Below are 23328 nucleotides of genomic sequence, written 5' to 3' on the forward strand. Positions count from 1 at the left end.
AAACTATTGTCTATCAGAAAAAAGAGTTACCTTTGCCCCGATTTTTGAGAGATGACAACATAATGTCTAACTTACTAATTAAAACAAACTTAAGTATTAACAATTAGAGAATGGAAAATTTAAAGAACATTCAGCCGGTTGACGATTTCAACTGGGACGCCTATGAAATGGGCGAATCTTACGGTGACGTAAGCAAGGACGACCTTGTAAAAACGTATGACGAAACCCTGAACACTGTAAAGGATAAGGAAGTCGTTATGGGAACCGTTACTGCAATGAACAAACGTGAAGTTGTAGTGAACATCGGTTTCAAATCAGACGGTGTTGTATCAATGGCGGAATTCCGTTACAATCCGGATCTGAAAATTGGTGACGAAGTAGAAGTATACATCGAAAACCAGGAAGACAAAAAAGGACAGTTGATCCTTTCTCACAAGAAAGCTCGCGCTACACGCTCTTGGGATCGTGTTAACGAAGCTCTTGAAAAAGACGAAATTATCAAAGGTTACATCAAATGTCGTACTAAGGGCGGTATGATCGTTGACGTATTCGGTATCGAAGCATTCTTACCGGGTTCTCAGATCGACGTTAAACCTATCCGCGACTATGACGTATTCGTAGGTAAGACAATGGAATTCAAGATCGTGAAGATCAACCAAGAATTCAAAAACGTTGTTGTATCTCACAAAGCTCTTATCGAAGCAGAGCTTGAAGCACAGAAGAAAGACATTATCTCTAGACTGGAAAAAGGCCAGGTTCTGGAAGGAACTGTTAAAAACATCACTTCTTACGGTGTATTCATCGACTTGGGTGGCGTAGACGGTTTGATCCACATCACAGACCTTTCTTGGGGCCGTGTTTCTCATCCGGAAGAAATCGTTCAGCTTGATCAGAAGATCAATGTTGTTATCCTTGACTTCGATGATGAAAAGAAACGTATCGCTCTTGGCTTGAAACAACTGACTCCGCATCCTTGGGATGCTTTGGATACTAACCTGAAAGTTGGTGACAAAGTAAAAGGTAAAGTGGTTGTTATGGCTGACTACGGTGCATTCATCGAAATCGCTCCGGGTGTAGAAGGTTTGATCCACGTATCAGAAATGAGCTGGACTCAGCACCTGCGTTCTGCTCAGGACTTCATGAAGGTTGGTGACGAAATCGAAGCAGTTATCCTGACTTTGGATCGTGACGAACGTAAGATGTCTCTGGGTATCAAACAGCTGAAAGCTGACCCATGGGAAGATATCGAATCTCGTTTCCCGGTTGGTTCACGCCACACTGCAAAAGTTCGTAACTTCACTAACTTCGGTGTATTCGTAGAAATCGAAGAAGGCGTAGACGGACTGATCCACATCTCTGACCTTTCTTGGACTAAGAAGATCAAACACCCGAGTGAATTCACTCAGATCGGTGCAGAAATCGAAGTTCAGGTTCTGGAAATCGATAAGGAAAACCGTCGTTTGAGCTTAGGTCACAAACAACTGGAAGAAAATCCTTGGGATGTATTTGAAACTATCTTTACAGTAGGCTCAATCCACGAAGGAACAATCATCGAAGTACTGGATAAGGGTGCTGTAGTTTCTCTGCCTTACGGTGTAGAAGGTTTCGCAACTCCGAAACACCTGGTAAAAGAAGACGGTTCTCAGGCTGTTGTTGACGAAAAACTGCAGTTCAAGGTAATCGAATTCAACAAAGAAGCAAAACGTATCATCCTTTCTCACAGCCGTATCTTCGAAGATGAACAGAAGGGTGCTAAGAAAGACGCTCCTGCTGGCGACAAAAAACCAGCAGCTAAACGTAACAAGAAAGAAGATGAAGGTTCAGCAATGGTAACTGGTCCGGTTGAAAAAACCACACTGGGTGACATCGAAGAACTGGCTGCTTTGAAAGAAAAACTTTCTGGTAAATAATCAGTTTCACTGACATATAATTATAAAAGGAGTCACTTCAACAAGTGGCTCCTTTTTTACATTCATATCCTATCCGTCCCTCTTCCCAGAACAATCTTCTACAATTGTTGATATTCATAAAGATTTAAGTCTTATTGTTTGCGTATCTTAAATTAAATGCTGAAATTTGTTGGTGTTACTCCAATATTAAGATCATGGACGAAAATATAGCAAACAAAAGCATAACGATTCTCATCGCAGAAGATGAAGAAAGTAATTTTTTATTACTGAAAACAATCCTGAAAAGGCATTGTAATATTCTGCATGCTAAAACAGGAAAAGAACTGTTGGAAATCTATAAAGAACAACATGCCGACCTGATACTTATGGACATCAAAATGCCGGAAATGAATGGTATAGATGCCCTGAAAGAAATCCGTAAATTCGATGAGGAAATCCCGGTTATCATGCAATCGGCTTATGCCTTTGAAAACGATATGGAGTCGGCACGTCAGGCCGGAAGCAATGGATTCATCACGAAACCGATTAACATCAAGGAGTTAAAAGCGACTTTATCAAACTTCCTGCCGACTTTAACTTGGTAAGTTCAATACAGAAAAGAGAAAATAAAAAAGGAGATGCTTTCTACAAGTATCTCCTTTCTATTTTTGTATTGAAGCCTTAGTTACTCATTGGCAGCTTCCGCTTTCGCACATTCGGCTGCCTGTTCTTTAGCACCATAATAAGCGCAATCTTCCTGAATACCTAAAAGCTGATTCATTTCATGTCTCTTTTCCAGATCTGTAAAATAAACTTCTACCACTTTATAAATATCAAAACCTCCTGTCGAACCTGCGGCAAGATTTAATGACTCTACCATTTTTTTAGCTGCATTGTGAATTTCAGCTTTTTCAATGAGATGCAACTCATTACTGTGAATTAATTGATTCTTTCCCATGATGTTTGACTTTAAAGTTATACTTGCTTTTTTATTAATAACCACTAAGCAGACAAGTTTGTTATGCTTGCTGATTCTTTACAGCTTTAAATATACAAACATCTTCTTATTTTCCCACCATTTCATGCCTTTAATTTCAAACTTTCATTAAAATCATTCCATCAGACAAATTTCTTCTATCTTTTTACGCTTCAAATAAGGTGTCGATTACTTCCCCAATATGCAGGAGTAAAGAAGCTTCCATAGCAGAAACCAACTACTATACAGCAGCAAACACAAAGAAGAAAATGCTAACATTCAAAAGAAACAACAACATTTTTTAAAGAGCAGATAATGAACAAACACCCATAAAAGTCGGTTTATATGATTCAATCGGGTGCTGTCAATAACAAAAAATGTAAAGAGGTGTACCATATTTCTTCATTGTCATACCATACTTCCACTGTCTGAATATCATAAAGAACGATGTTTTAATTTTATACACAAATACAATTATAGGGTGATGTCTTTAAATGAAAACAGAATATGCGTAGGAAATAATGACACCATAAATTCTATAAAAAACGATTTAATATTCTACAAGAATGTCAGAGAAATTCCTATAACTCCGTATCCTTCATATACAGAATGCGGGATGGTGATGCTTTGTTCCGGAGGAAGCGCTAAGATCGAAGTCCATAGTCATGAGCATTTGTTCGTAAAAAACGAACTGGTAGTACTCTTACCTGGGCAACTCGTTTGTTTAAATGAAATAAGCAACGACTTTACAGTAACTGCTTTTTCCATTTCACCATCGTTATTCAATGACATATTAAGTGGAATTTGCAGGTTTTCTCCTCATTTCTTCTTTTATATGCGAAGTCATTTCCATTATAAGTTGTCAGACAACGAATCAATGAACTTCGGCAATTATTATAAGATGGTATGGACAAAGGCCCAATCTCCTTCTAACTTATATCCAAGAGAGTCTGTGATCCATATATTACGAATTCTTTATCTGGATCTTTATAACAGTTATAAAATAGACTCATTGCCATATATACCGACAATGGATTCTCACAAAAAAGAATTGGCTGATAAATTCTTTTCCCTGATCATGAAGCACTACAAAGAAAAACGGGAAGTTTCTTTCTATGCTAAAATGTTATGTATAACACCCAAATACTTAACAACGATCATCAAAACAGTAAGCGGTAAATCGGCTAAAGACTGGATATTGGAATATGTCATCCTAGAAATAAAAGCATTGCTCAGAGATTCATCATTAAATATACAGGAGATCGTGTTGAAAACAAACTTTGCCAATCAGTCTTCTTTAGGAAGATTTTTCCGAAAACATACAGGTATGTCTCCTTCCGAATACAGGAAAAGCAAATTGGACAAGAACTTATAAACAAATTTCTAACTAAATAAAAAAAGCGATGAACAGAAGTCAACTAATTAATGAATTAACAGAGAGAACAGAGATTAGCAAGAAAGACATTACGACGATACTTGATGCTTTTACAGATATGGTCGTAGAACAGACAAAGGCCGGTGAACGCTTATTTATCCCCGGCTTCGGCTCATTTAAACCTCGTTTACAAACAAGCCGTCCGGCACGAAACCCTAGAAACGGTGATGTCATCCAGCTAACACCACGTACCATCGTCCATTTCAAATGCGCTTCACAGCTAATTGAACGAATGAACGGAGCCGAATAAGACACAAAAAAGGGATTAAGTTTTTCAACTTAATCCCTTTTTTACTCAGCAGTGTCGGGATGACAGGATTTGAACCTGCGACCACACGCCCCCCAGACGCGTACTCTACCGGGCTGAGCTACATCCCGTTTTTGTTTTACGGGTGCAAAGGTAGGATTTTTCCTTTATACACCAAAACTTTCGCGGTAAAAATCTAACGACTCCAGTATTTTCTCCTTTGTCACCTGCTGATTTATCTGAACTTCACCGATTTTCGAAAGCAGGGTAAAGTTGATTATACCGCCCTCATTCTTCTTGTCATGGGTCATCAGTTCATATAAAGTCTCGTAGTCCTTACAGTCGAAGACGAAAGGAGGATAATATTCTTTGATATACTGAATGACCTGACTCAGGTTGGCAGATGGAAAACCACAAAGTTTGTGAGAAAGATATAACTCGCTCACGATACCGGCAGCCACCGCATGACCATGCAGTAAAGGACGATTCTTCTTAAACGACAGGCTTTCATAAGCATGCCCGATCGTATGTCCGAAGTTCAATGCCTTGCGGATACCATGTTCTTTCGGATCTTCCGCCACAATACGTTCCTTCACGGCAACAGACTGCGCCACCATCTTATTCAGGAAAGCATAATCCATCTTCTGGTCGAGATCGAACAGCATGACCGTCGCATAGGTATCCATCGAACTGATCAATGCGTGTTTGATCATCTCCGCATAACCGGACAAAAGGTTGTCACGATCCAGCGTACGCAGGAACTCACAGTCGATAAACACACATTCGGGCGGATAGAAAGAACCGATCTCATTCTTCAGGTCATTGAAGTTAATACCAGTTTTTCCACCAACGGCAGCATCCACCGACGCCATGAGTGTCGTAGGTATATTGACCGTTTTCAATCCCCGTTTAAAAGTTGCACCTGCGAAACCACCCATATCGGTAATCATACCACCGCCCAGATTCACCAACAGTGAATTGCGGGAAGCCCCTTCGTTGGATAAACGCATCCAAATATTCGATAAAGCTTCCAAACCTTTATGCGTATCGCCGGCATCTACGGTAATAACCGGAGCATCCTTGAGGGCTGGAACATCCTGGACTAACGGGTAACACTTTTCCTGTGTATTCGTATCTGTGAGAACAAACAATTTATCGTAATTCAATGAAGTAAGGAATTCCTGCAAGTCTGCTTTCAGGTCCTTACTAATCACCACTTTTTGATCAGCCATATATTTTATCTTTTTGCTTCTTGGTTACAAAGGTATTATTTGTAATCCTATTATCAAAGAGGAAGGTTCGTAATAACTATATTATCTTAATTCCCGGTTAAGATCAGTAATAACGGAAGATAATCTCTTAATTCAACACGAAGACTTTTAAGGGCTTGCTGAATACGATAATCGACCGTTTTGGCAGACATGTTTAATTCTGCCGCTATTTCATTATAGGTCTTGCCATCGATCCGGTTCAACACAAAAGCTTCCCGATATGTTTGCGGGAGTTTTTCCAACGCCTCTTCTATTTTCCGTGTCAATTCTTCTACCACATAAAAATCCGGATCTTCAAACTGTAATTGCCATTTGCTGGCAATGAGTGAGTGTACCTGTTCATGCAAACGAAGCTTGTCGATATGATTGTAACATTTATTCCGCACAGCACGGAAAAGATAACCATTCAAAGAAGACTCAACCACAATATCCTTTCTACGTTCCCATATACCAACCATCATATCCTGTATAATTTCTTCCGCATCATTAACCCCGACAAACTGTGTTGCATAAGCACACAAGACAGGATAATACCTTAGAAAGAAAGTATTAAAGGCCTTTTTATCTCCCTGTTGAAGAGACTCAAACAGTCTTTCATCTTTTGTTGTATGACTCATTTACCTTTATCATAATCTGTTTTTAACAGGCAGGCTCTTTGCATCTGTAAAACAAAATTAAAAAAAAAGAACCAAACTACCAATTTTGTTTAGGAACTTTCATTCCTGAACTGTCATATTAAAAACAACGCAAGAATGAAGCAGAAAAAAGAGATAAATGAACTGGAGTTGTTTCGATATATAAACCGTGAATTAACCGGTCAGGAACAGGTCGAAGTAGAAGAGTGGATCAATGCATCGGAAGAGAACCGAAAAATTGCAGAAGATTATTATGAACTCTTTTTAGCTACTACATCTTTACAGTTTGTGAAACGTTCCGCTCCGCAGAAAGCATTGGACAAGGTCAATAAACGGATAAAAGAAAAGCAATTCCGGAAATTGTATCTCTTTGTTCAAAGGGTTGCCGTCATCTTGCTGTTGCCTTTACTCGGTTTGTCTGGTTTTCTGCTGTTACAACCCAGGGAGGAAGTGCCTGTTTTTTACCTGGAAACCCGTATGACACCGGGAATGATCGGTTCGACCATATTGCCCGACGGCACAAAAGTATGGCTTAACTCCTCTTCTTATCTTAAATACCCAAACACATTTTCCGGTAATACCCGTGAAGTAACGCTCGACGGTGAAGCCTATTTCGAAGTAATAGGCAACGCCGAAAAGCCTTTTATTGTCCATTCGGGAAATTCTTCCGTCAATGTATTAGGTACCAAATTCAATATGGACGCTTACAGTAGCAACGGTTTTATAGCAACAACACTTATCGAGGGGTCCATCGAATTCTGTTACCCAAACGAAAACAACCTGTCGCACACTATAAAAATAGAACCTAACGAACAGGTTCGTTACGATAAGGAAACCATGCAGACCGAAGTCTGCGAAGCATATGTACCCAAAGATATTGCCTGGAAGAATGGTCAGATTATTTTAAAAGAGACTCCCCTCTCCGAGATCTTATGGATACTGAGCAAACGGTTTAACGTAGAGTTCATAATACAAAACCCCGCTTTTTATAAATATTCTTTCACCGGTGTTTTCACCAATCAGCAGATCGAACGTGTGCTGGAGCATTTCAAACGATCATCCGNACTATAAAAATAGAACCTAACGAACAGGTTCGTTACGATAAGGAAACCATGCAGACCGAAGTCTGCGAAGCATATGTACCCAAAGATATTGCCTGGAAGAATGGTCAGATTATTTTAAAAGAGACTCCCCTCTCCGAGATCTTATGGATACTGAGCAAACGGTTTAACGTAGAGTTCATAATACAAAACCCCGCTTTTTATAAATATTCTTTCACCGGTGTTTTCACCAATCAGCAGTTCGAACGTGTGCTGGAGCATTTCAAACGATCATCCGGCATACGATATAAAATGGATTACCAGCTCGATCAAGATGGAGAAATCATCAAAAGCCGGGTAGAACTATATTAATAATGTCTAACCTTAAAATCAAAAAGCTATCATGAGAATAAGAGATCCTTAAAACAAAAAACACACGAATAAATACGCCAATATTTATCCGTGTGGAAAAAAACGACTGCTTGTTGACAGCAAGCCATCATTATTGTTTACCTTTAAAACACTATAAATCTATGCGAAAAAGAAGTAATATCCAAACGAAAACACTTTTACGTATGAAAATAACTGCATTATTGCTAATCGCGACACTCACAGTAGTTAACGCGGCAAATACGTATAGCCAGACAATCACATTGTCTGTTGAAGCAAAGAATCAAAGCATTCAGACGATTTTGGAACAGATTGAATCCCAGTCGGATTTCAATTTCTTCTACAATACAAAGCAAGTGAATACGAATAAGCTGGTATCTATCCGTGCCAATCAAAAAAACGTATTCGAAGTATTGGAGGATCTATTCAAGAATACGGATATAAAATATGAAGTACTGGATAAGAATATTATCCTGACTCTAAAAAAAGAAACTGCATCCGACGCAGCTCCAGCCATCAATCAGGAGGGAAAAAGTGTCAACGGTGTGGTAGTAGACCAGAACGGCGAACCGGTTATCGGTGCTAATGTAATGGTGAAAGGTACAACAACGGGGTCTATCACAAGCGTAAACGGCGACTTCATTATCAGCAATGTACCTCAATCCGCTACCCTGGTTATCTCTTATATCGGTTATATAACAAAAGAAGTACCAGTCGGACAACAGCAATCGTTGAGGATCGTCCTGGCAGAAGACCTGCAGACACTGGACGAAGTAGTCGTTGTCGGTTACGGTACGATGAAAAAAAGCGATATCACGGGGGCTATCTCGTCCGTGAGCGAAGAGAAAATCGCTCGTCAAGCTGTGGCCAATGTTTCTAGTGCATTGCAAGGCCTGGCTACCGGTGTATCCGTTACTTCCAGTTCCGGATCTCCGGGTTCTGCCGCCACGATCCGTATCAGAGGTGTCGGTACGGTAAACGATGCGGAACCATTGTTCGTCGTGGACGGAATGCCCGTGACGGATATAAACTACCTGAACACGTCAGATATACAGTCTATGGAAGTGCTTAAAGATGCTTCCGCTTCCGCTATTTACGGTTCCCGTGGCGCGAACGGCGTCATCCTTATCACAACGAAAAAAGGAGCCGTAGGAAAAACCACTGTCACATTCGATGCATATTGGTCAATGAACAAGATATTGAATAACATCGATTTGATGTCAGGTCCGGAATGGTATGACTATCAGGAGCAGTTGAACGGCGTAAGGAGCGTTCCCATCGACTTAAGCCTTGTCGATCGTAACGTTTCCACCAACTGGATGGACGAGATCACGCATACAGCCTTTATGCATAACTACAGTGTCGGCATAAGCGGTGGTAAAGAGAACGACTATAAATTTAACCTGGGCTTGAATTATATCAATCAGGACGGTACGATCAAGAAATCCAACTATGAACGGTTCAGTGTCCGTCAAAGTACGGAAAAAACAGTGATTAAAGATCATTTGGTAGTGGGTACCAACGCATCGATCGCAAGATCTACCGATGCGAGTATTAACGAGCGCAACAGTAGCGATGTGTACGACGCCGATTATGGTGTCGTAAGTAACGCACTCCGCCTGGCCCCGGTAACTCCTGCCCAAAACGCGGACGGTTCGTATGGTTACTCTCCATATATAGACTACTATAACCCGTTGGCGAGCATCATGTATCGGGACAATAAACGAGAGAGACTTGCTTTCATCGGCAATATGTATGGTGAATGGCAGATTATAAAAGGATTGAAGTTCAAGAGCAGCTTCGGAGCGGAAATCAGAAGAGTCGACAATAAAACTTTCTCTCCTGTTTATCAGGTATCTTCTAGCCAGAAAAATTTAGAAAGCAGTTTATCGAAGTCGCAGACCAAAGGCTACTACTATACGTTCGAGAATACCCTTTCGTATGATAAGCAGTTTGCCGAAAAACACTCCATATCCGCTATCGTGGGGTATACCAACGAATGGGGTAAGCGGGAAAGCCTGAGTGTAAACGCGAGAGATCTTATCGGTGAGTCGGATAACCTGCACTATGTAGACGCTACACTGGATAAGAACAAAACCACGGCAAGCAATAGCGCTACCGAATATGGTCTGATGTCTTATCTGGGTCGCTTACACTACGATTACGATAACAAATACCTTGTCACAGCCACTTTCCGTCGAGACGGTTCCTCTAAATTCTCTTCCCAAAACCGCTGGGGTAACTTCCCCTCGTTCGCTTTGGGTTGGAGAATAGATAACGAAAAGTTCTTCCAGAGTCTGAACGCAAATTGGGTTTCTTCCTTGAAACTTCGTGCGGGCTGGGGACAGATCGGAAACCAGAATATCACCAATTATGTGGATCGCAGCTTGCTTTCATTGAACACATCATACGGTGCTTTATTCGGAGCGAGGGAGAATGAGACCTTGTATCAGGGGATTGCCGTGGCAAGATTGGGTAATTCGGATATCAAATGGGAAACCACGGAATCCCTTAATATCGGTCTTGACGCGAGCTTCTTTAACAGCCGGATGATTTTCAGCTTCGAGTATTATTACAAGACAACGAAGGACATGTTGCTCGCAGCTCCTATGCCTATCTATATGGGATATGCGAATAATACCTACACCAATATCGGTGAGGCAAACAACCGCGGTATCGAGTTGAATCTCGAATGGAGAGACAAGACCGAAAGCGGCTTCGAATACAGCGTGGGAATGAATATGTCGACCATACGCAACCGAATGACGAAACTGAACGGCGGTACGCCTATTTCCGACGGACCATTCCGAAACGGCACCATGTACCTCACCTACACGAATGAAGGTATGCCTATCGGCGCATTCTGGGGCTATAAGACAAATGGGCTTATCCAGACACAGGAGCAGTTGGATGCCGTTAAGCGGGCAGATTTCCAGCCTAATGCCGAATTAGGTGATGTATTGTTTGTAGACACGAACGGCGACGGTAAGTTAGACTCGAGCGACAGATGCATGATCGGTAATCCTATTCCGGATATCATATACGGTATCAATGTGGGTATGGCGTGGAAAGGCTTCGACCTCAATTTGCAGTTTGGCGGAACGATCGGTAATGAGATATTTAACGCGATGCGTTATTACACCTACTTCCCGAACGATATAACAAACAAGGATAGAGCGTTAATGAATTATTGGACGCCAACCAATACAAATACGAATATCCCTCGCCTGACGTCTACGGACTCAAACGATAACGACCGTTTCTCAGACATGTACGTGGAAAACGGCACTTATTTCCGATTGAGAAACGCCCAGCTGGGTTATACCCTACCCGCTTCTCTCACGCAGAAGATAAAACTACAAAAGGTACGTTTTTATGTAAGCGGTCAGAACCTGTTTACAATATCCGGTTACTCGGGTATGGATCCGGAAGTGGGTCAGTCCAGTTCTTTATCCAGAGGTATAGATTACGGTATCTATCCTCAGAACCGTTCATTCACCGGAGGTCTTAATGTTACATTCTAAATTTATAATGTTATGCTTAAAAACAAATATATCATAGGAATCGCACTCGCGATTTTAACAGGATTCAACAGTTGCGCGGATTTGGATTTGGCACCATTAGGTAGCCCGGAAGCTGGAAAGCTGACAGAAGAACGACAAGCATTCTTGCGTTTGACAGCTGTCTATTCCGGCATGAAAGATTTCCGTTACACATGGTCGATGCAATGTTTCGGAGACGTATTGTCGAACGACGCAACCTATAGCGGTTCTTCAAACGACGCTCAAACCTTTACATTGCTGGAGAATTATCAGTATCAGGCAGATCATACTGAGATTTTGAACAAATACCGGTATTCTTACCAGTGTATCAATAAAGCCAATTTATTTATACAGGACATGGAAACGGCCGACGATGCCATTTTCTCGACGTACAATAAAGAACAGATGATCGGTGAGGCCAAGTTTATCCGTGCCTATACCTATTTCGAACTCGTGAAAACATTTGGCGGTGTTCCTTGTTATACGGGAGTCCTGGATCTTGCCCATGAAAGACTCGGACGTTCGACTGTCGAGGAAGTATATGCTGTTATCGAGCAAGACTTGAACGATGCGGTTAGTGCTTTACCTAAGAAAAGTGAGATAACGAACTACGAAACAACCTATGCGGGAAGAATCACCAAAGGTGCGGCCATTGCCATGCAAACGCGTGTTTACCTGTATGCGAAAAAATACGATGAGGTAAAAAAGGCATTCGAGAATTTCCAAAAGGAATGCGGTAGCGAATATAGCTTAGTGAGCCCGGAAGAATACGCCTGGCAATTCTCCCTGAAGGGGGAACACTGTATCTCGTCTATCCTGGAAATAAATATGTATAATTCTCCAACTCAAAGTGGATACGGTGTAAATAACGGTAACCGTCACGTATTGATGTCCATGCCCCGAAATATGACTAACGGCTTCGGTTGCGCACAGCCTACTCAAGCTTTGGCGGACGCTTATGACGCGGAGGGGGATATCATACGAAAGAATACGACACTACTTTCCACGAAAGAGGCCATAGAGATCGAGACTGCGGCTAAAGGCAAGGTGGACCCCATTACAGACGACCGAACCGGCTGGTACAATCGCAAATTGTATCTTGCGCCCGGGGAAAGAGAGGAGAACAGGGGGAATAACCAACCAACAAACCTCAGGCTTATCCGCCTTGCAGAGGTATATTTGAACTATGCCGAGGCTTGTTATTTCAGCGGCGATATCGCTAATGCGCAAAAGTATCTGAACGAGGTAAGAAGTCATGTCAACCTGGCTCCTAAAAACAATGCAGGAGAGCAATTGTTTGAAGACATCATGAACGAACGTCATCTGGAGTTAGGATTGGAAGGTTTCCGGTTCTTTGACGTGGTACGTGTAGGATGGGGCGAGAAAGTCTTTAACGGAACCAAGAAAGCAGAATTTGGAGCTAAGACTCCTTTCAAAGCTGGTGCGGAAGTATTGCCCATACCTCAAACCGAGATTGACATTAGTGGAGGTTTAATAAAGAATTAATAAAGAAACAACAACTTACATAAATCATAACAGCATGAAAAGAAATCTATTATTGCTCGGTATCTGTCTCCTGGCCGTATCGTTCGTCGGAGAAGCCTTTGGACAGAAGAAAAAACCTCGTATCGGTATTGCCGGTATACAGATAGAAAACAGCGTGTTCGTCCCGAACAGGCAGCCGCTCGTAGGACATCCCGTAAGAATGCCGGACTATCTCAGTTCTGACTCCGCAATGGGACAGGCGGCCACTTGGCTTCCCACTCAAATTGGCTACGGCGGAGGAAGAGGCCCCGTGACAAAAGAGTCGTACGATGCATTTGTGGAAAAATCATTGGAGATGATCAAGGCCAATATGCCATACGATGCTTTCTGGTTTTATAACCACGGAGCTTGTAGCGTGGAAGGCGTGGCCGATCCTGAAGGTGAATTTATGGAAAAAGTACGCAGCCTTATCGGAAACGATGTCCTTGTCACGACAACGATGGATCTTCACGGCAACGCCTCCTGGCTGGTAGCCCTCAACAGCGACCTCATCACTACATACCGCAAGGCTCCCCACGATGATTCCCGCGAATCTCACCGTCGGGGCGTGGTCAACCTTCTCGAACGTATTGAATCAGGAAAAGGACGTCCGGCATACAAGGCATGGGTTGCTGTTCCTGTCCTGGTATCCGGCGAATGGTCGAGTACCCGCGTCGAGCCTGCGAAATCGCTGTACGCATTGGTTCCCGAGGTTGAAGCCATGCCCGGAGTGATAGATGCAGGTATATGGATCGGTTATGTTTGGGGAGACAACCCACGGAACCAGGGAGTCGTAATGGTTTACGGTGATAATGAAGAACAGGTAAAAGCCGGAGCGAAGAAACTCGCCCAAAAATTCTGGGATATCCGTAAGCAATTCTCGTTGGAGGCACCGGGATATTCGCTCGAAGAATGTATCGATTTGGCTGTAGCGAGTAAAAAGAAGCCTTTCTTTATCAGTGACATGGGAGATAATCCCGGCGGAGGAGGCTCAGGTGAGGTCACCTGGACTCTGGCGAGACTCTTGAAGCGTCCGGAATTCCAGACCGATAAAGGAAAGAGCGTTCTTTATTGTTCCATCCCGGGAGAAGAGGTGGTCGAGCAGGCACGTAAGGTAGGCGTAGGCGGACACGTAGAAGGCATGGTAGGTGCCATGGTAGATAATTCTTACGAAGGTCCCGTGAAATTGTCAGGTACCGTGGTTTATGTCAGCCCGGAAGAAGACAAGAGTGCGGAGTCCTGGAGACGTAAAAGGGATATCGCTATCGTAAAAACCGGAAGCATTTATGTGGTAGTAGGTACATCATCTCCCACTCCAAACCTGGAAGGTTCAGGAATCGATCCGAAGGAAATGGATATTGTAATGGTTAAACAAGGTTACCTTGTAAACCAATGGTACAATATACAAGCAGATTGGGTGATGGCCTTTACGCGCGGCGGAGTGGATCAGGACTTCAAGAAGCTTCCATATAAGAATATCGTGAGACCAATGTTTCCGATCGATCCTGACATGGCAGATCCGGAGTTGAGCGTTATCATGGTTCCTTCTGCTAAGCATTTCTATGGTAGATAAAGTATCAATATAGAAAAAGGTGAGCTTCAAATAGGAGCAATATTTGAGTCTTTTATGAGGCTCCGCCTCATGCCGCAGGCTCTCTTTTACCGTCTGCTTCAGCTGACGGATAGATGCTCCGGCTCTGCCGGATTCCTCTGTGGGTTTTAACCCCTTTGAATATATAAAGACTGTCTTGTTTTAAGGAGGCTGAAGCCCACAGAGGGAGAGGCTTTGCCTCCTGTCTTTTACATCCGTCGGTTAAAACCGACGGCAAAATAAAGCCTGCGGCACAAGGCGTTGCCTTGTAAAGAAAGATAGCTTATATCTGATAATAAATGAAGCATTCATATCTGGTGCATACTGAACCAAACAAAAAAAGGGACTGACTAACTCGAAATTGTTAGACAGTCCCTTTTTATTTTAGAATAACTTTCGGACTTATTTTACTTTACATTATATCCCGAAACAACGACCCTCGGTGTATTTCCCCGGGTATCTTCGTCTTTCCAATGGAAACGTACTTCTTTCTTTTCTCCGGGGAGAAGAGCGAAATAGTTGTCGGAATAGAAGATAGGCAGGAACTGCAGGCCATCTGTACCGCCAACCACATTAATGCGGATCATCAGAGCCGGAGTAGACGTCGTATTCTCGATAGTAGCTGTTGCCGTCCAGTTTCCGTCTGTTTCCTTATTGATTACAACATCCGATTTCAGGTCAACCTTCGGCAGGTTACGCAACTCCTGATAATTGTTTTCTTCCAGGCTTCTGTGATAGAAGTTATCAGAAACAATGCTACCGTTTTCAGACAAAGTCATTTTGATGAAATGAACCTTCGACAAGCCGGCCGGAAATTCCAGTTTGATACATTTGTTAGTCGTATCTTCGTTGCTGTCGATCGTCACCTCTTTCTCCCAGGCTACGGAAGCATCCATATTCAATACCTGCACTTTTGCCGTCAGACCTTTATGCGCACCGGCACTGTAATTGACCACTTCCACTTCGTCGGTTGCCGGATTCCACTGGATATGCAGCGGCTCGGAAGCCTTCTTGATAGCGAAGTAGGCAGCTGTCGGTTCGAAATAATAATCGTATGTCTGCCACACCATAGAAGGCCAGCAGGAATGACTCATCCACATCAGCAACCCTTTACGGTTCAGGCTGCGGGACTCGAACAAGCTGCGGTGACCGTCATAGTTCACCCACTGGGCCAATTCGGAAAATTCTTTGGCACTCCGGGGTTCGCCGTATCCCTTCGCGATGATCTCGTTGAAAGAAGTGGCACCCTGTGCTCCCTCGCGAGTATAGTCGTGCATACCCCACTGGTTGTCCTGCGGCCAAAGACCTTCCGGAGAGAAGGTACGGAGCATGCTTTCATACGTCAACACATTCGGCATACCGCGTTCGCTATGGAACTTATCATTGCCGGTCTTCAAGGTGAAGTATTCTTTTGCAGGAAGCATACGGTACGGGCCATGTCCGCTTACCACATCGTCGGCCGAGCTCGATATGTAATGTATACCGGAATGCTCGTCCTTGACAATCCGACGCAATGCCTTGTCGATCTGTTCAGGCGGGAAACCTTCGTTACGTCCGCAATAGATACCGATGGATGCATGGCTGCGGATACGTCTCACATAATCTTCCGCATTGGCGATAAACATTTCCGGATAATACGGATCAGGTCCGTCAGCCGGGTTCGCCAACCAGAAGTCCTGCCAGATCATGATACCGTGACGGTCGCAAGCCTCATACAGTTCCTCGTCGCCGATCATACCCACCCAGTTACGCATGATCGTAAAGTTCATATCGGCATGGTAAGCCACGGCGATATCATACTCACGGGCACGATAGTTCAGGTTAGACTCGCTGAAACCCCAGTTACCGCCACGTCCGATGAAACGACGACCGTTCACGAACAGGCTCAGGATCTGATTATCTTCATTGAAAGTCATCTGACGGATACCGACCTTGAAGTCTTTGGCATCCGACACCTTATCGTCTATCTTAAAGGTAAAGTTGGCATCATACAGGTTCGGTTCGCCATATCCTTTCGGCCACCACAAACGCGGGTTCTGCATATTCAGCTGCGGGAAATCCTTGGCGTCGAAAACGACCGCTTTCTCTTCCCCGGCAGCCAGCTCAACCGGTTGCCGGAACGTGATATCGCCCACTTTACCTTCCAACATTCCTTTTACGGCATTGGCGTCGTGGTTCTTCACGATCACTTCCGCCGTCAGTGTGGCAGAGGTCGTATCGGGCAATGGCAAAACAGACTGTACAAGCGGGTCGGCTACCGTCACCTTTCCGGTGGTCGTCAGGAACACATCGTTCCAGATACCGATATTACGTCCGCGCATCGTCGGGATCCAGTCCCAACCGATCGTAGCATGGAAGGTCGGATTGTCAGCCCCCAGGATACCCCCGTTAAAGTCTGTGCTCTGTGCATTCTTTTCTTTGATCGCACCGATATGTTCGTTCTTGATAATCTCTACGGCAACTACGTTCTTACCCGCAACGACCACATCCGTCACATCGAACTTGCCACGCATAAAAGCACCCTCAATACGGCCTATCTTCCGGCCGTTCACGTAGACGTTCGCTTTCCAGTTGATACCGTCGAAATTGAGGAACAGACGCTCCTGCTTAAAGTTTTCCGGCATTTCAAATTCGTCCCGATACCAGAAGTCGGAGTTGAAGAACGACTCGGATATCTGCAACTGGTTGTCGGCATAGTTCGGATCGGCGACAGCCCCGATATTCTTGTAACTGCTCAGGACAGTACCCGGTACAGTGGCAACGATCCAGTTTTCCGGCTGAAAATCCGGAGTAGATATCTTTTCACCTGCGACAGTCACTTCGGAAGCCCGTTGAAGTTTCCAATTACCTCCCGACAGGTTGATATTCCCTTGCGATACGGCCGGAGCGGCAACAGGTTGGGGAACCAATCCGCCTTTACCCATCACTTCCAGTTCGCTCAGGATATAACGGCTGTCGTTAGCCGGCTGTTGCATCAGGATACGTACGTAACGTGCTTTCTTGCTGCCACCCAACGCTATTTCATCTTTCAGGCTCTCGCCGCCGGGCAGTTCGGCTGCATCCGTCCACTGAACGGCATCATCGGAAACCTGTACTTTACCTTTAACGGCTTTATTGATCCAATGCAAGATAACCTTGTCAAATTCCGAGCGGCTACCCAGATCCACATACAACCATTCTTCCCCAGTCGTTGCACTCATCCAGGAACTGTTGAAGAACTGGGAAGGTTTCATTTCCACCAGACCGCCTTTATTATAAAAATCGGCAGCCATCAGCACCCAGCTGTGGGCTCCCGGCATCTTCAACGAAACACGGTAGTTGGAATAGGTAGCCTCCTTATCGAACGAAATCGTTTCATTCAGCTTGCGAACCGGCATGGAGATCTGTTCGGTCTGTTTGTTCGGGTCGGTGACCGGCACACGGAAACGTACTGCTTCACCCGGCAATCCTTTGCCGCTCAATCGTCCTACCTCCGTCCAGTTTTGTCCATCGTCGGAACCTTCGCAAATGATATCGAAACCGTCTTTTGCCAATTTATCGTCGTAAACGAGATTTCCTACCAACGACAATTTATCAACTGAACGGCTGTAATTCTTCAGCGCAAACTGAAACCAGGTATCGGCTCCTTCGAAGGTATTCCGTGAGTACGGGCCCTCGTCAATCATCCATTCGCGTTCACGCCGAGGAACTTCGCCAGCCGGAGTGGAGAGGATCAGATACTGCGGTTGCCCGTCGGTCACGATACCGTCGGTCGCCAACTGGGCCGTCAGATTATAATCGTGACTGGATGAGTTGAATGCCGAACGCCGGAGGGCGATATTCCGGTATGTACCCCGGTCAGGAACCAATTCCGGAGAAAAATCTTCCTTCGGATTACCGGGATACTGACCGATACCACGTGAATAATAGTCCGATCGCTCGAATGATTTGTCTGTCGCACCTGCTCCGCTGCATCCCCAGAGCAACAATGAGGCTACCATTACGCCACAAAGAGTGAGGGTACGAGAAACTGCTTGCTGTTCATTACATTTTTTCATTTATGAGAGTCTACTTAATTTGTATTTTTTGAATGATTCAATCCTTTCTGAAAAGAAGGCCAGGCAAATATACGCAAAAACTCCAAATTTTCACGCTAATGCCAATAAGTTAAGTGATAAGGAGGTAATGTGGTAATTATAGAAAAAGGTGAATCTATTTAGCGACGTTAATGCCCTGGAAGGGCTAACTGTGAATAACCCCCGGGACATAGACAACGACACTACATTCATATCTGATAAAAAGTGAATCTGTATCATTATTTTCCTTTACATGATAAAAATAGCATTAAAACCATTCACCGTTCACCTGTAATAATATAACATCATGTAAAACAGTGTGTAAGGTATCGCATTTCAGGGTGAATGGTTGCTCGAAAAGGTGAAGGGTTTATATAAACCCTTCACCTTCATCTTTTAAGGATTACTTATTATTACTACTTATGCTATTGAACACTAAGTGGAAAGTCAGGAGTAATTAAGCCGGATCTTATAGTTTGTTTGCTTAATGACCTGTGTCGGCAAGCTTACTGAGCATTGTCGTTAAGCTTTGCGACCTACGTCGTTAAGCTTAGCGATAGAGGTCCCTGGATTTATAAGTAATAACTAAAGGGTTAGTTTATAATAGGTTTGATGGTAATGGATCATGATAGGGGAGATACTTTTTAGTTGTCGGATAAATGGTTTCATAAGAAGGTGAAGGATATATTCCTTAATTTCGTTAGTGTATATCAATAGACAGAAAGAATTGAGTCTCGAATATAGAAAAAGGTGAGCTTCAAGTAGGAGCAATATTTGAGCCTTTTTTGCCGTCGGTTTTTAACCGACGATAGATTAAATGCTCCGGCTTTGCCGGATTCCTCTGTGGGTTTTAACCCCGTTAGACATATAATGGCAGTCCCTGTTTTAAAGGGGCTTAAGTCCACAAAGGAAGAGGCTTTGCCTCCTGTATTTTATATCCGTCAGCTGAAGCAAACGGCAAAAGAGAGCCTGCGGCATGAGGCTCCGCCTCATAAAAAAGGCTCAGTTTTTTCTAACAGCGAAACCCCGGCGGAGTGAACCGTCGGGGCTTGTTTTTGTCTGTTGTTGCTCTTCACAGAGATCGAACAGAAGAACTTTATTTCATTACTTTAGTATTAATACTGACCGCTTATTCGCCCTCGCGGGGTACTTAGTTCGATATCACCACGCAGTCAATTTAAATTTATTGATTATAATAGTTTCTTATTTTACGATTGCTTTTACAGCAACTTCACCTTCTACGGCAACAACTACTACACCTTGAGGTGCAGCGATTTCAGCGTTATCAGAAGAAATTACTGTATTAGCGATTGTCTGGCCAAGAATATTGCTGATAGCAACAGTCTTACCCTGAGCACCCTTGATAACGATCTTACCATCACCTGCAACTATCGATACTTCAGATGTAGAGACACCTTCGTTACCAACAGGAGATTCTGCTGCTTCAAGAGTAAATGACAATCCTGAATACGGAGAAATACCAGCCAAAGTCAATACACCATTTTCCTGAGCCAGGTATTTGCCGGATTTTGTATGCTGAATTTTATATTCACCCTTAGTAGATGTTACAGCAAATGCAAATATTGAATAGTTATCAGCGAATTTCAAAGTATCATTCTTTGCTCCATAAACCACCAGTGAATCCAAATCCTGACCATATTGTTTAGCTTTGATAAAGTTTACAGTAGAACCATCCTTACTTGACATGTAGAACAATTCGTCGTTAGCGATTTCTTCTTCAGTAAGTTTACCTGTCTGAGCTGTTGCAATATAGAATTCCGGTTTTTCTTCATTCTTCATAGAAGCAGTATCCAGATACATAGAGAAGTTTTCTTTAGTGAATGCATCTGCCGCTTTCAACTCTGTTTCTGCTTTCAAGACTCCACGCAACTGGCTGTCCATAGAGATTGCTAATGTCGGGTTGGCAGCAGAAGCAATTCTCTTATTAGCTGGTTTGTCAGATACATTTACGAATGCAGCGTCATCAGGCAATTCAACAGTGAAATACCCCATTGGAGCAGAAGTAAAATCAGTAACGATAATAGCAGAACCTGAACCAGCAACATTGATCTGGCCCATATAAGTACTGTCCACTTTGTAACAACTAAAGTTGCTGCCGACCAATGTCGTATCCGCAGGAATTAACTGATACTGTTTCTCGGTAGCTGTTGCTCTGAACAATATAGCTACTGCAATAGAGTCTTTATTCGATTTCCAGAATTCAGGTTTATCTTTATATGCATCCGGTTTGTTTGTTGTCTTGTCAAAGTCTACCAGTTCTCTCATGCCAAACGTTTTTGCTGTTCTATCATAAGCGAAAACAACATTTTCGTTTCCGGCAAGAGTCAGATAATATGCATTACGTTTCAATTCCTGGTTACCGTATGCTTTAGCATCATACTTTTTATCAGCACCTGACACACCGGTAACAGCTGTTCTTACATTGAACTCGACAGCATCCTGGGCATCAGCATCAGCAATCGACAACTTGGAATCACCTACAACATACAAATTATCACCACCAAATGTAGTGTTAAACTTCAGTTTAACAGCATAGTTCGCAACCTGATCATCAGTAAAGCTCAAATAACCAACTTTTTCATCGTCTGCCTTAACATCCATCTTTTTGATCAGATAAATATCGTCCGATCCGGATACCTTATATTCTCCATCCTTATCCGTTGCATAAATATAACTCTTTGCAACATCAGCAAACGGATTCAATCCATTTTCACGGTTAGCGATTTTATAGTATCCGCTTCTGCCTTTAATCGTAAATTGAGTAGCAGGAACCAATTCGCTTGCAACATTAGCAGTGTAGTCACATTTAACTTTTGTACCTGCAACATTCATATCAACCAAAATAGCTTCAGCAAACTTACCGTCTTTTTTCTGGATAGAATAGATACCGTCTTCTAATGTAGCCAGTTTACCCTGTGCAAAAGAAACATTTGCATACGTATCGGCTACAGCCTTAGCCAAGCTTGTTGAATCTACAATAGTGAATAAACCGGGATTACCTGTACCTGTTCTGGCAATTGCAAAGTAACCGATCGAGTCTTTATCTGTAGGGAATGCTTCCAAGTCTGAATAAGCCTTTCCCGCTTTCAACTCTCCAATAGTAGGAATCGAGTCGACCTTAACAGTTAAAACATCACCACCTGCTTTACTTACATTCTTATAAATATAGAAACGATAGTTAGCTGCGGCACGACCTGCAGCCACTTTGTCTGCCATATTAATAGAACCAGCAGTAGTACCAGTAGATTCTAGAATACTTGTTGCAGCTTCCTCAAAGTCCCAAACTTTACTGCTTGTGATGTCGGCAGTAGATGAAGTCCATTTACAAACAACAGAGTCTGCACTGATTTTCAGACCACGGCCACCAATAGAATCATTGAAAGCTGTACCGGTATTGAATACAGTATCTACAACAAGGAATACATTCTTATTCTGAAGTTCCTTACCATTCTTATCAACCTGTTTCTTATCAGCTGATCCATAAGCCTTTTTAGCTCCGTTTACACGCAAATAAACTCCTTTATCAACAGCTGACGCTCCATCGATCAAAGCCGGATAAGCAGTCAAAGTTGAACCATTGATATAATCAGCACTGCCGTCTGTAACCTGATCCAGGATATTCAGTTTGAAAGAACCGTTGCCGATCGCATTCAGTTCTTCAGCAGTCATGATTTTCTGTTCTGGCGTGAACAGATTTACAGCATTGTAACTTTTACCTGATTCCCATTTTACAAATTCAGCTTTAGTTCCGGCTGTAGAAGAAATATTCAGCACATACTTTACCTTGTCTGCATCGTAGCAAACCAAGTTTTTAGAATCATCTGCACCTTCAAATGTAAAAGAAGAAATAGCACCTTCTGTTGTTTCTGAAACAAGTTCTGCTGTAGCTTTGTCCTTGTTGTATTTAACAGCCAAAACAGCTCCGGTCAACTTGTTTGTAAACTTGAAAGATTTCACATTGTTCGTAATCACAATAGTAGGTTCCCACAAGGCAGAGTCCGTAGAAGTAACATACACGCTAGGATCAGTAGTTGACGATGCAATAGAGCGTGTCTCCAAATAAACTTTTTTATCATCGGTTCTGAATGACAAATAATTATCAGTAGAACCTAAATGATAATAGTTACCTTCTGCAGCCTTTTCCACAGAAACAGTTGCCGCCTTTACATCCTCAAAATGAAAAGCATTAGTGCTCTGGGCCATTGCTGTAGAAGAAAGTCCACCGGCTACCAAGGTGATAGCCATAAGAGTAGAAAATTTCTTGTTCATAATCTTTAATTTAATATTAATAATAGTGTTACTTAAAAGTCTTTTATTCAAAAGCAGGAATTTTAACCAAAGTCAAATGACTAGCTAAAACGTTCCTTTTTTCTAGTCATGCTTTTGGAGGGTATTTGACTTTATGCAAAAAAGAGACTATTTCATACAAACTTTGCTATACAGTTGATAAGAAAGCATATAGATTGGAAAAAATAATTTCTAAAAGAATTGCAGATTAAAAATTATGATATAACTTTGTTGACTAGAAAAAAGGAACGTTAAAATTAGTCACTCCATTTAGACCTATTACCCTTTATTATTCAACATATATACATTCTATTTACTTCTATTTAAATGACTTTAAAAACAAAAAGATCATATGTAATGTACGCATACGTACATTAGTTTTATTAGTTACTCACGACCAAAAAATCAAGAGATTTCACCCAAAA

The 23328-nt window shown here is 42.7% G+C and carries 14 protein-coding genes and 1 tRNA gene; 9 read left to right on the forward strand and 6 right to left on the reverse strand.

Annotated features, from left to right (window positions below; all coding sequences use genetic code 11):
* The first annotated feature begins 110 nt into the window (after nt 1-110).
* A complete protein-coding gene (gene rpsA, locus BQ7394_RS20020; RefSeq protein WP_075559015.1) occupies nt 111-1910 on the forward strand; it encodes a 30S ribosomal protein S1 in 1800 nt (599 codons plus the stop codon).
* A 194-nt stretch (nt 1911-2104) separates the two neighbouring features.
* Nucleotides 2105-2494 (forward strand): response regulator, encoded by a 390-nt coding sequence (locus tag BQ7394_RS20025; protein WP_075559016.1) that lies wholly within the window; start codon nt 2105-2107, stop codon nt 2492-2494.
* 80 nt (nt 2495-2574) lie between these two features.
* On the opposite strand, the gene BQ7394_RS20030 is transcribed toward BQ7394_RS20025, so the two are convergent.
* Nucleotides 2575-2847 (reverse strand): hypothetical protein, encoded by a 273-nt coding sequence (locus tag BQ7394_RS20030; protein ID WP_075559017.1) that lies wholly within the window; start codon nt 2845-2847, stop codon nt 2575-2577.
* A 502-nt stretch (nt 2848-3349) separates the two neighbouring features.
* Between BQ7394_RS20030 and BQ7394_RS20035 the strand changes: the two genes are divergently transcribed.
* Nucleotides 3350-4240, forward strand: coding sequence for a helix-turn-helix domain-containing protein (locus BQ7394_RS20035; RefSeq protein ID WP_075559018.1), 891 nt, complete (start codon nt 3350-3352; stop codon nt 4238-4240).
* Between the two features lie 28 nt (nt 4241-4268).
* Nucleotides 4269-4550, forward strand: coding sequence for an HU family DNA-binding protein (locus tag BQ7394_RS20040; RefSeq protein WP_075559019.1), 282 nt, complete (start codon nt 4269-4271; stop codon nt 4548-4550).
* Nucleotides 4551-4604: 54 nt separating this feature from the next.
* Here the strand turns inward: BQ7394_RS20040 and BQ7394_RS20045 are convergent.
* The 3 genes from BQ7394_RS20045 to BQ7394_RS20055 form a co-directional block, all read right to left on the reverse strand.
* A tRNA-Pro gene (locus BQ7394_RS20045) sits at nt 4605-4678 on the reverse strand.
* Nucleotides 4679-4714: 36 nt separating this feature from the next.
* On the reverse strand, nt 4715-5779 hold the full coding sequence (gene aroB, locus BQ7394_RS20050; protein ID WP_075559020.1) for a 3-dehydroquinate synthase: 1065 nt from the start codon (nt 5777-5779) through the stop codon (nt 4715-4717).
* Nucleotides 5780-5865: 86 nt separating this feature from the next.
* Nucleotides 5866-6435 carry an RNA polymerase sigma-70 factor gene (locus BQ7394_RS20055; protein ID WP_075559021.1) on the reverse strand — a complete coding sequence of 190 codons (570 nt, stop codon included), beginning with the start codon at nt 6433-6435 and terminating at the stop codon, nt 5866-5868.
* Nucleotides 6436-6942: 507 nt separating this feature from the next.
* Here BQ7394_RS20055 and BQ7394_RS26680 point away from each other — a divergent pair.
* The 5 genes from BQ7394_RS26680 (at nt 6943) to BQ7394_RS20080 (ending at nt 14522) form a co-directional block, all read left to right on the forward strand.
* Nucleotides 6943-7524 carry a FecR family protein gene (locus tag BQ7394_RS26680; RefSeq protein WP_449406351.1) on the forward strand — a complete coding sequence of 194 codons (582 nt, stop codon included), beginning with the start codon at nt 6943-6945 and terminating at the stop codon, nt 7522-7524.
* Nucleotides 7525-7565: 41 nt separating this feature from the next.
* Nucleotides 7566-7865, forward strand: a complete 300-nt coding sequence (locus tag BQ7394_RS20065; protein WP_075559023.1) for a FecR domain-containing protein — start codon at nt 7566-7568, stop codon at nt 7863-7865.
* 203 nt (nt 7866-8068) lie between these two features.
* Nucleotides 8069-11407: a TonB-dependent receptor gene (locus BQ7394_RS20070; protein WP_075559024.1), complete on the forward strand. Its 3339-nt coding sequence runs from the start codon at nt 8069-8071 to the stop codon at nt 11405-11407.
* A gap of 12 nt (nt 11408-11419) precedes the next feature.
* A complete protein-coding gene (locus tag BQ7394_RS20075; RefSeq protein WP_075559025.1) occupies nt 11420-12931 on the forward strand; it encodes a RagB/SusD family nutrient uptake outer membrane protein in 1512 nt (503 codons plus the stop codon).
* Nucleotides 12932-12965: 34 nt separating this feature from the next.
* On the forward strand, nt 12966-14522 hold the full coding sequence (locus tag BQ7394_RS20080; protein ID WP_075559026.1) for a M81 family metallopeptidase: 1557 nt from the start codon (nt 12966-12968) through the stop codon (nt 14520-14522).
* A 425-nt stretch (nt 14523-14947) separates the two neighbouring features.
* Here the strand turns inward: BQ7394_RS20080 and BQ7394_RS20085 are convergent, their stop codons facing one another.
* Both BQ7394_RS20085 and BQ7394_RS26570 read right to left on the reverse strand, forming a co-directional pair.
* Nucleotides 14948-18577, reverse strand: a complete 3630-nt coding sequence (locus tag BQ7394_RS20085) for a glycosyl hydrolase 2 galactose-binding domain-containing protein (RefSeq protein ID WP_075559027.1) — start codon at nt 18575-18577, stop codon at nt 14948-14950.
* Between the two features lie 1221 nt (nt 18578-19798).
* Nucleotides 19799-22885: a DUF6383 domain-containing protein gene (locus BQ7394_RS26570; protein ID WP_139317732.1), complete on the reverse strand. Its 3087-nt coding sequence runs from the start codon at nt 22883-22885 to the stop codon at nt 19799-19801.
* Between the last annotated feature and the right edge of the window lie 443 nt (nt 22886-23328).

It is taken from the genome of Parabacteroides timonensis, assembly GCF_900128505.1.
Taxonomy (GTDB): domain Bacteria; phylum Bacteroidota; class Bacteroidia; order Bacteroidales; family Tannerellaceae; genus Parabacteroides; species Parabacteroides timonensis.

Excerpts from the sequence above, each read along its gene's own strand:
- BQ7394_RS20040 (WP_075559019.1), top strand. The coding sequence starts at position 4,269 with ATGAACAGAAGTCAACTAATTAATGAATTAACAGAGAGAACAGAGATT.
- BQ7394_RS20065 (WP_075559023.1), top strand. The coding sequence starts at position 7,566 with ATGCAGACCGAAGTCTGCGAAGCATATGTACCCAAAGATATTGCCTGG.
- BQ7394_RS20030 (WP_075559017.1), bottom strand. The coding sequence starts at position 2,847 with ATGGGAAAGAATCAATTAATTCACAGTAATGAGTTGCATCTCATTGAA.
- aroB (WP_075559020.1), bottom strand. The coding sequence starts at position 5,779 with ATGGCTGATCAAAAAGTGGTGATTAGTAAGGACCTGAAAGCAGACTTG.
- BQ7394_RS20085 (WP_075559027.1), bottom strand. The coding sequence starts at position 18,577 with ATGAAAAAATGTAATGAACAGCAAGCAGTTTCTCGTACCCTCACTCTT.
- BQ7394_RS20055 (WP_075559021.1), bottom strand. The coding sequence starts at position 6,435 with ATGAGTCATACAACAAAAGATGAAAGACTGTTTGAGTCTCTTCAACAG.
- BQ7394_RS20070 (WP_075559024.1), top strand. The coding sequence starts at position 8,069 with ATGAAAATAACTGCATTATTGCTAATCGCGACACTCACAGTAGTTAAC.
- BQ7394_RS26570 (WP_139317732.1), bottom strand. The coding sequence starts at position 22,885 with ATGAACAAGAAATTTTCTACTCTTATGGCTATCACCTTGGTAGCCGGT.
- rpsA (WP_075559015.1), top strand. The coding sequence starts at position 111 with ATGGAAAATTTAAAGAACATTCAGCCGGTTGACGATTTCAACTGGGAC.
- BQ7394_RS20075 (WP_075559025.1), top strand. The coding sequence starts at position 11,420 with ATGCTTAAAAACAAATATATCATAGGAATCGCACTCGCGATTTTAACA.
- BQ7394_RS20035 (WP_075559018.1), top strand. The coding sequence starts at position 3,350 with ATGTCTTTAAATGAAAACAGAATATGCGTAGGAAATAATGACACCATA.
- BQ7394_RS20080 (WP_075559026.1), top strand. The coding sequence starts at position 12,966 with ATGAAAAGAAATCTATTATTGCTCGGTATCTGTCTCCTGGCCGTATCG.
- BQ7394_RS20025 (WP_075559016.1), top strand. The coding sequence starts at position 2,105 with ATGGACGAAAATATAGCAAACAAAAGCATAACGATTCTCATCGCAGAA.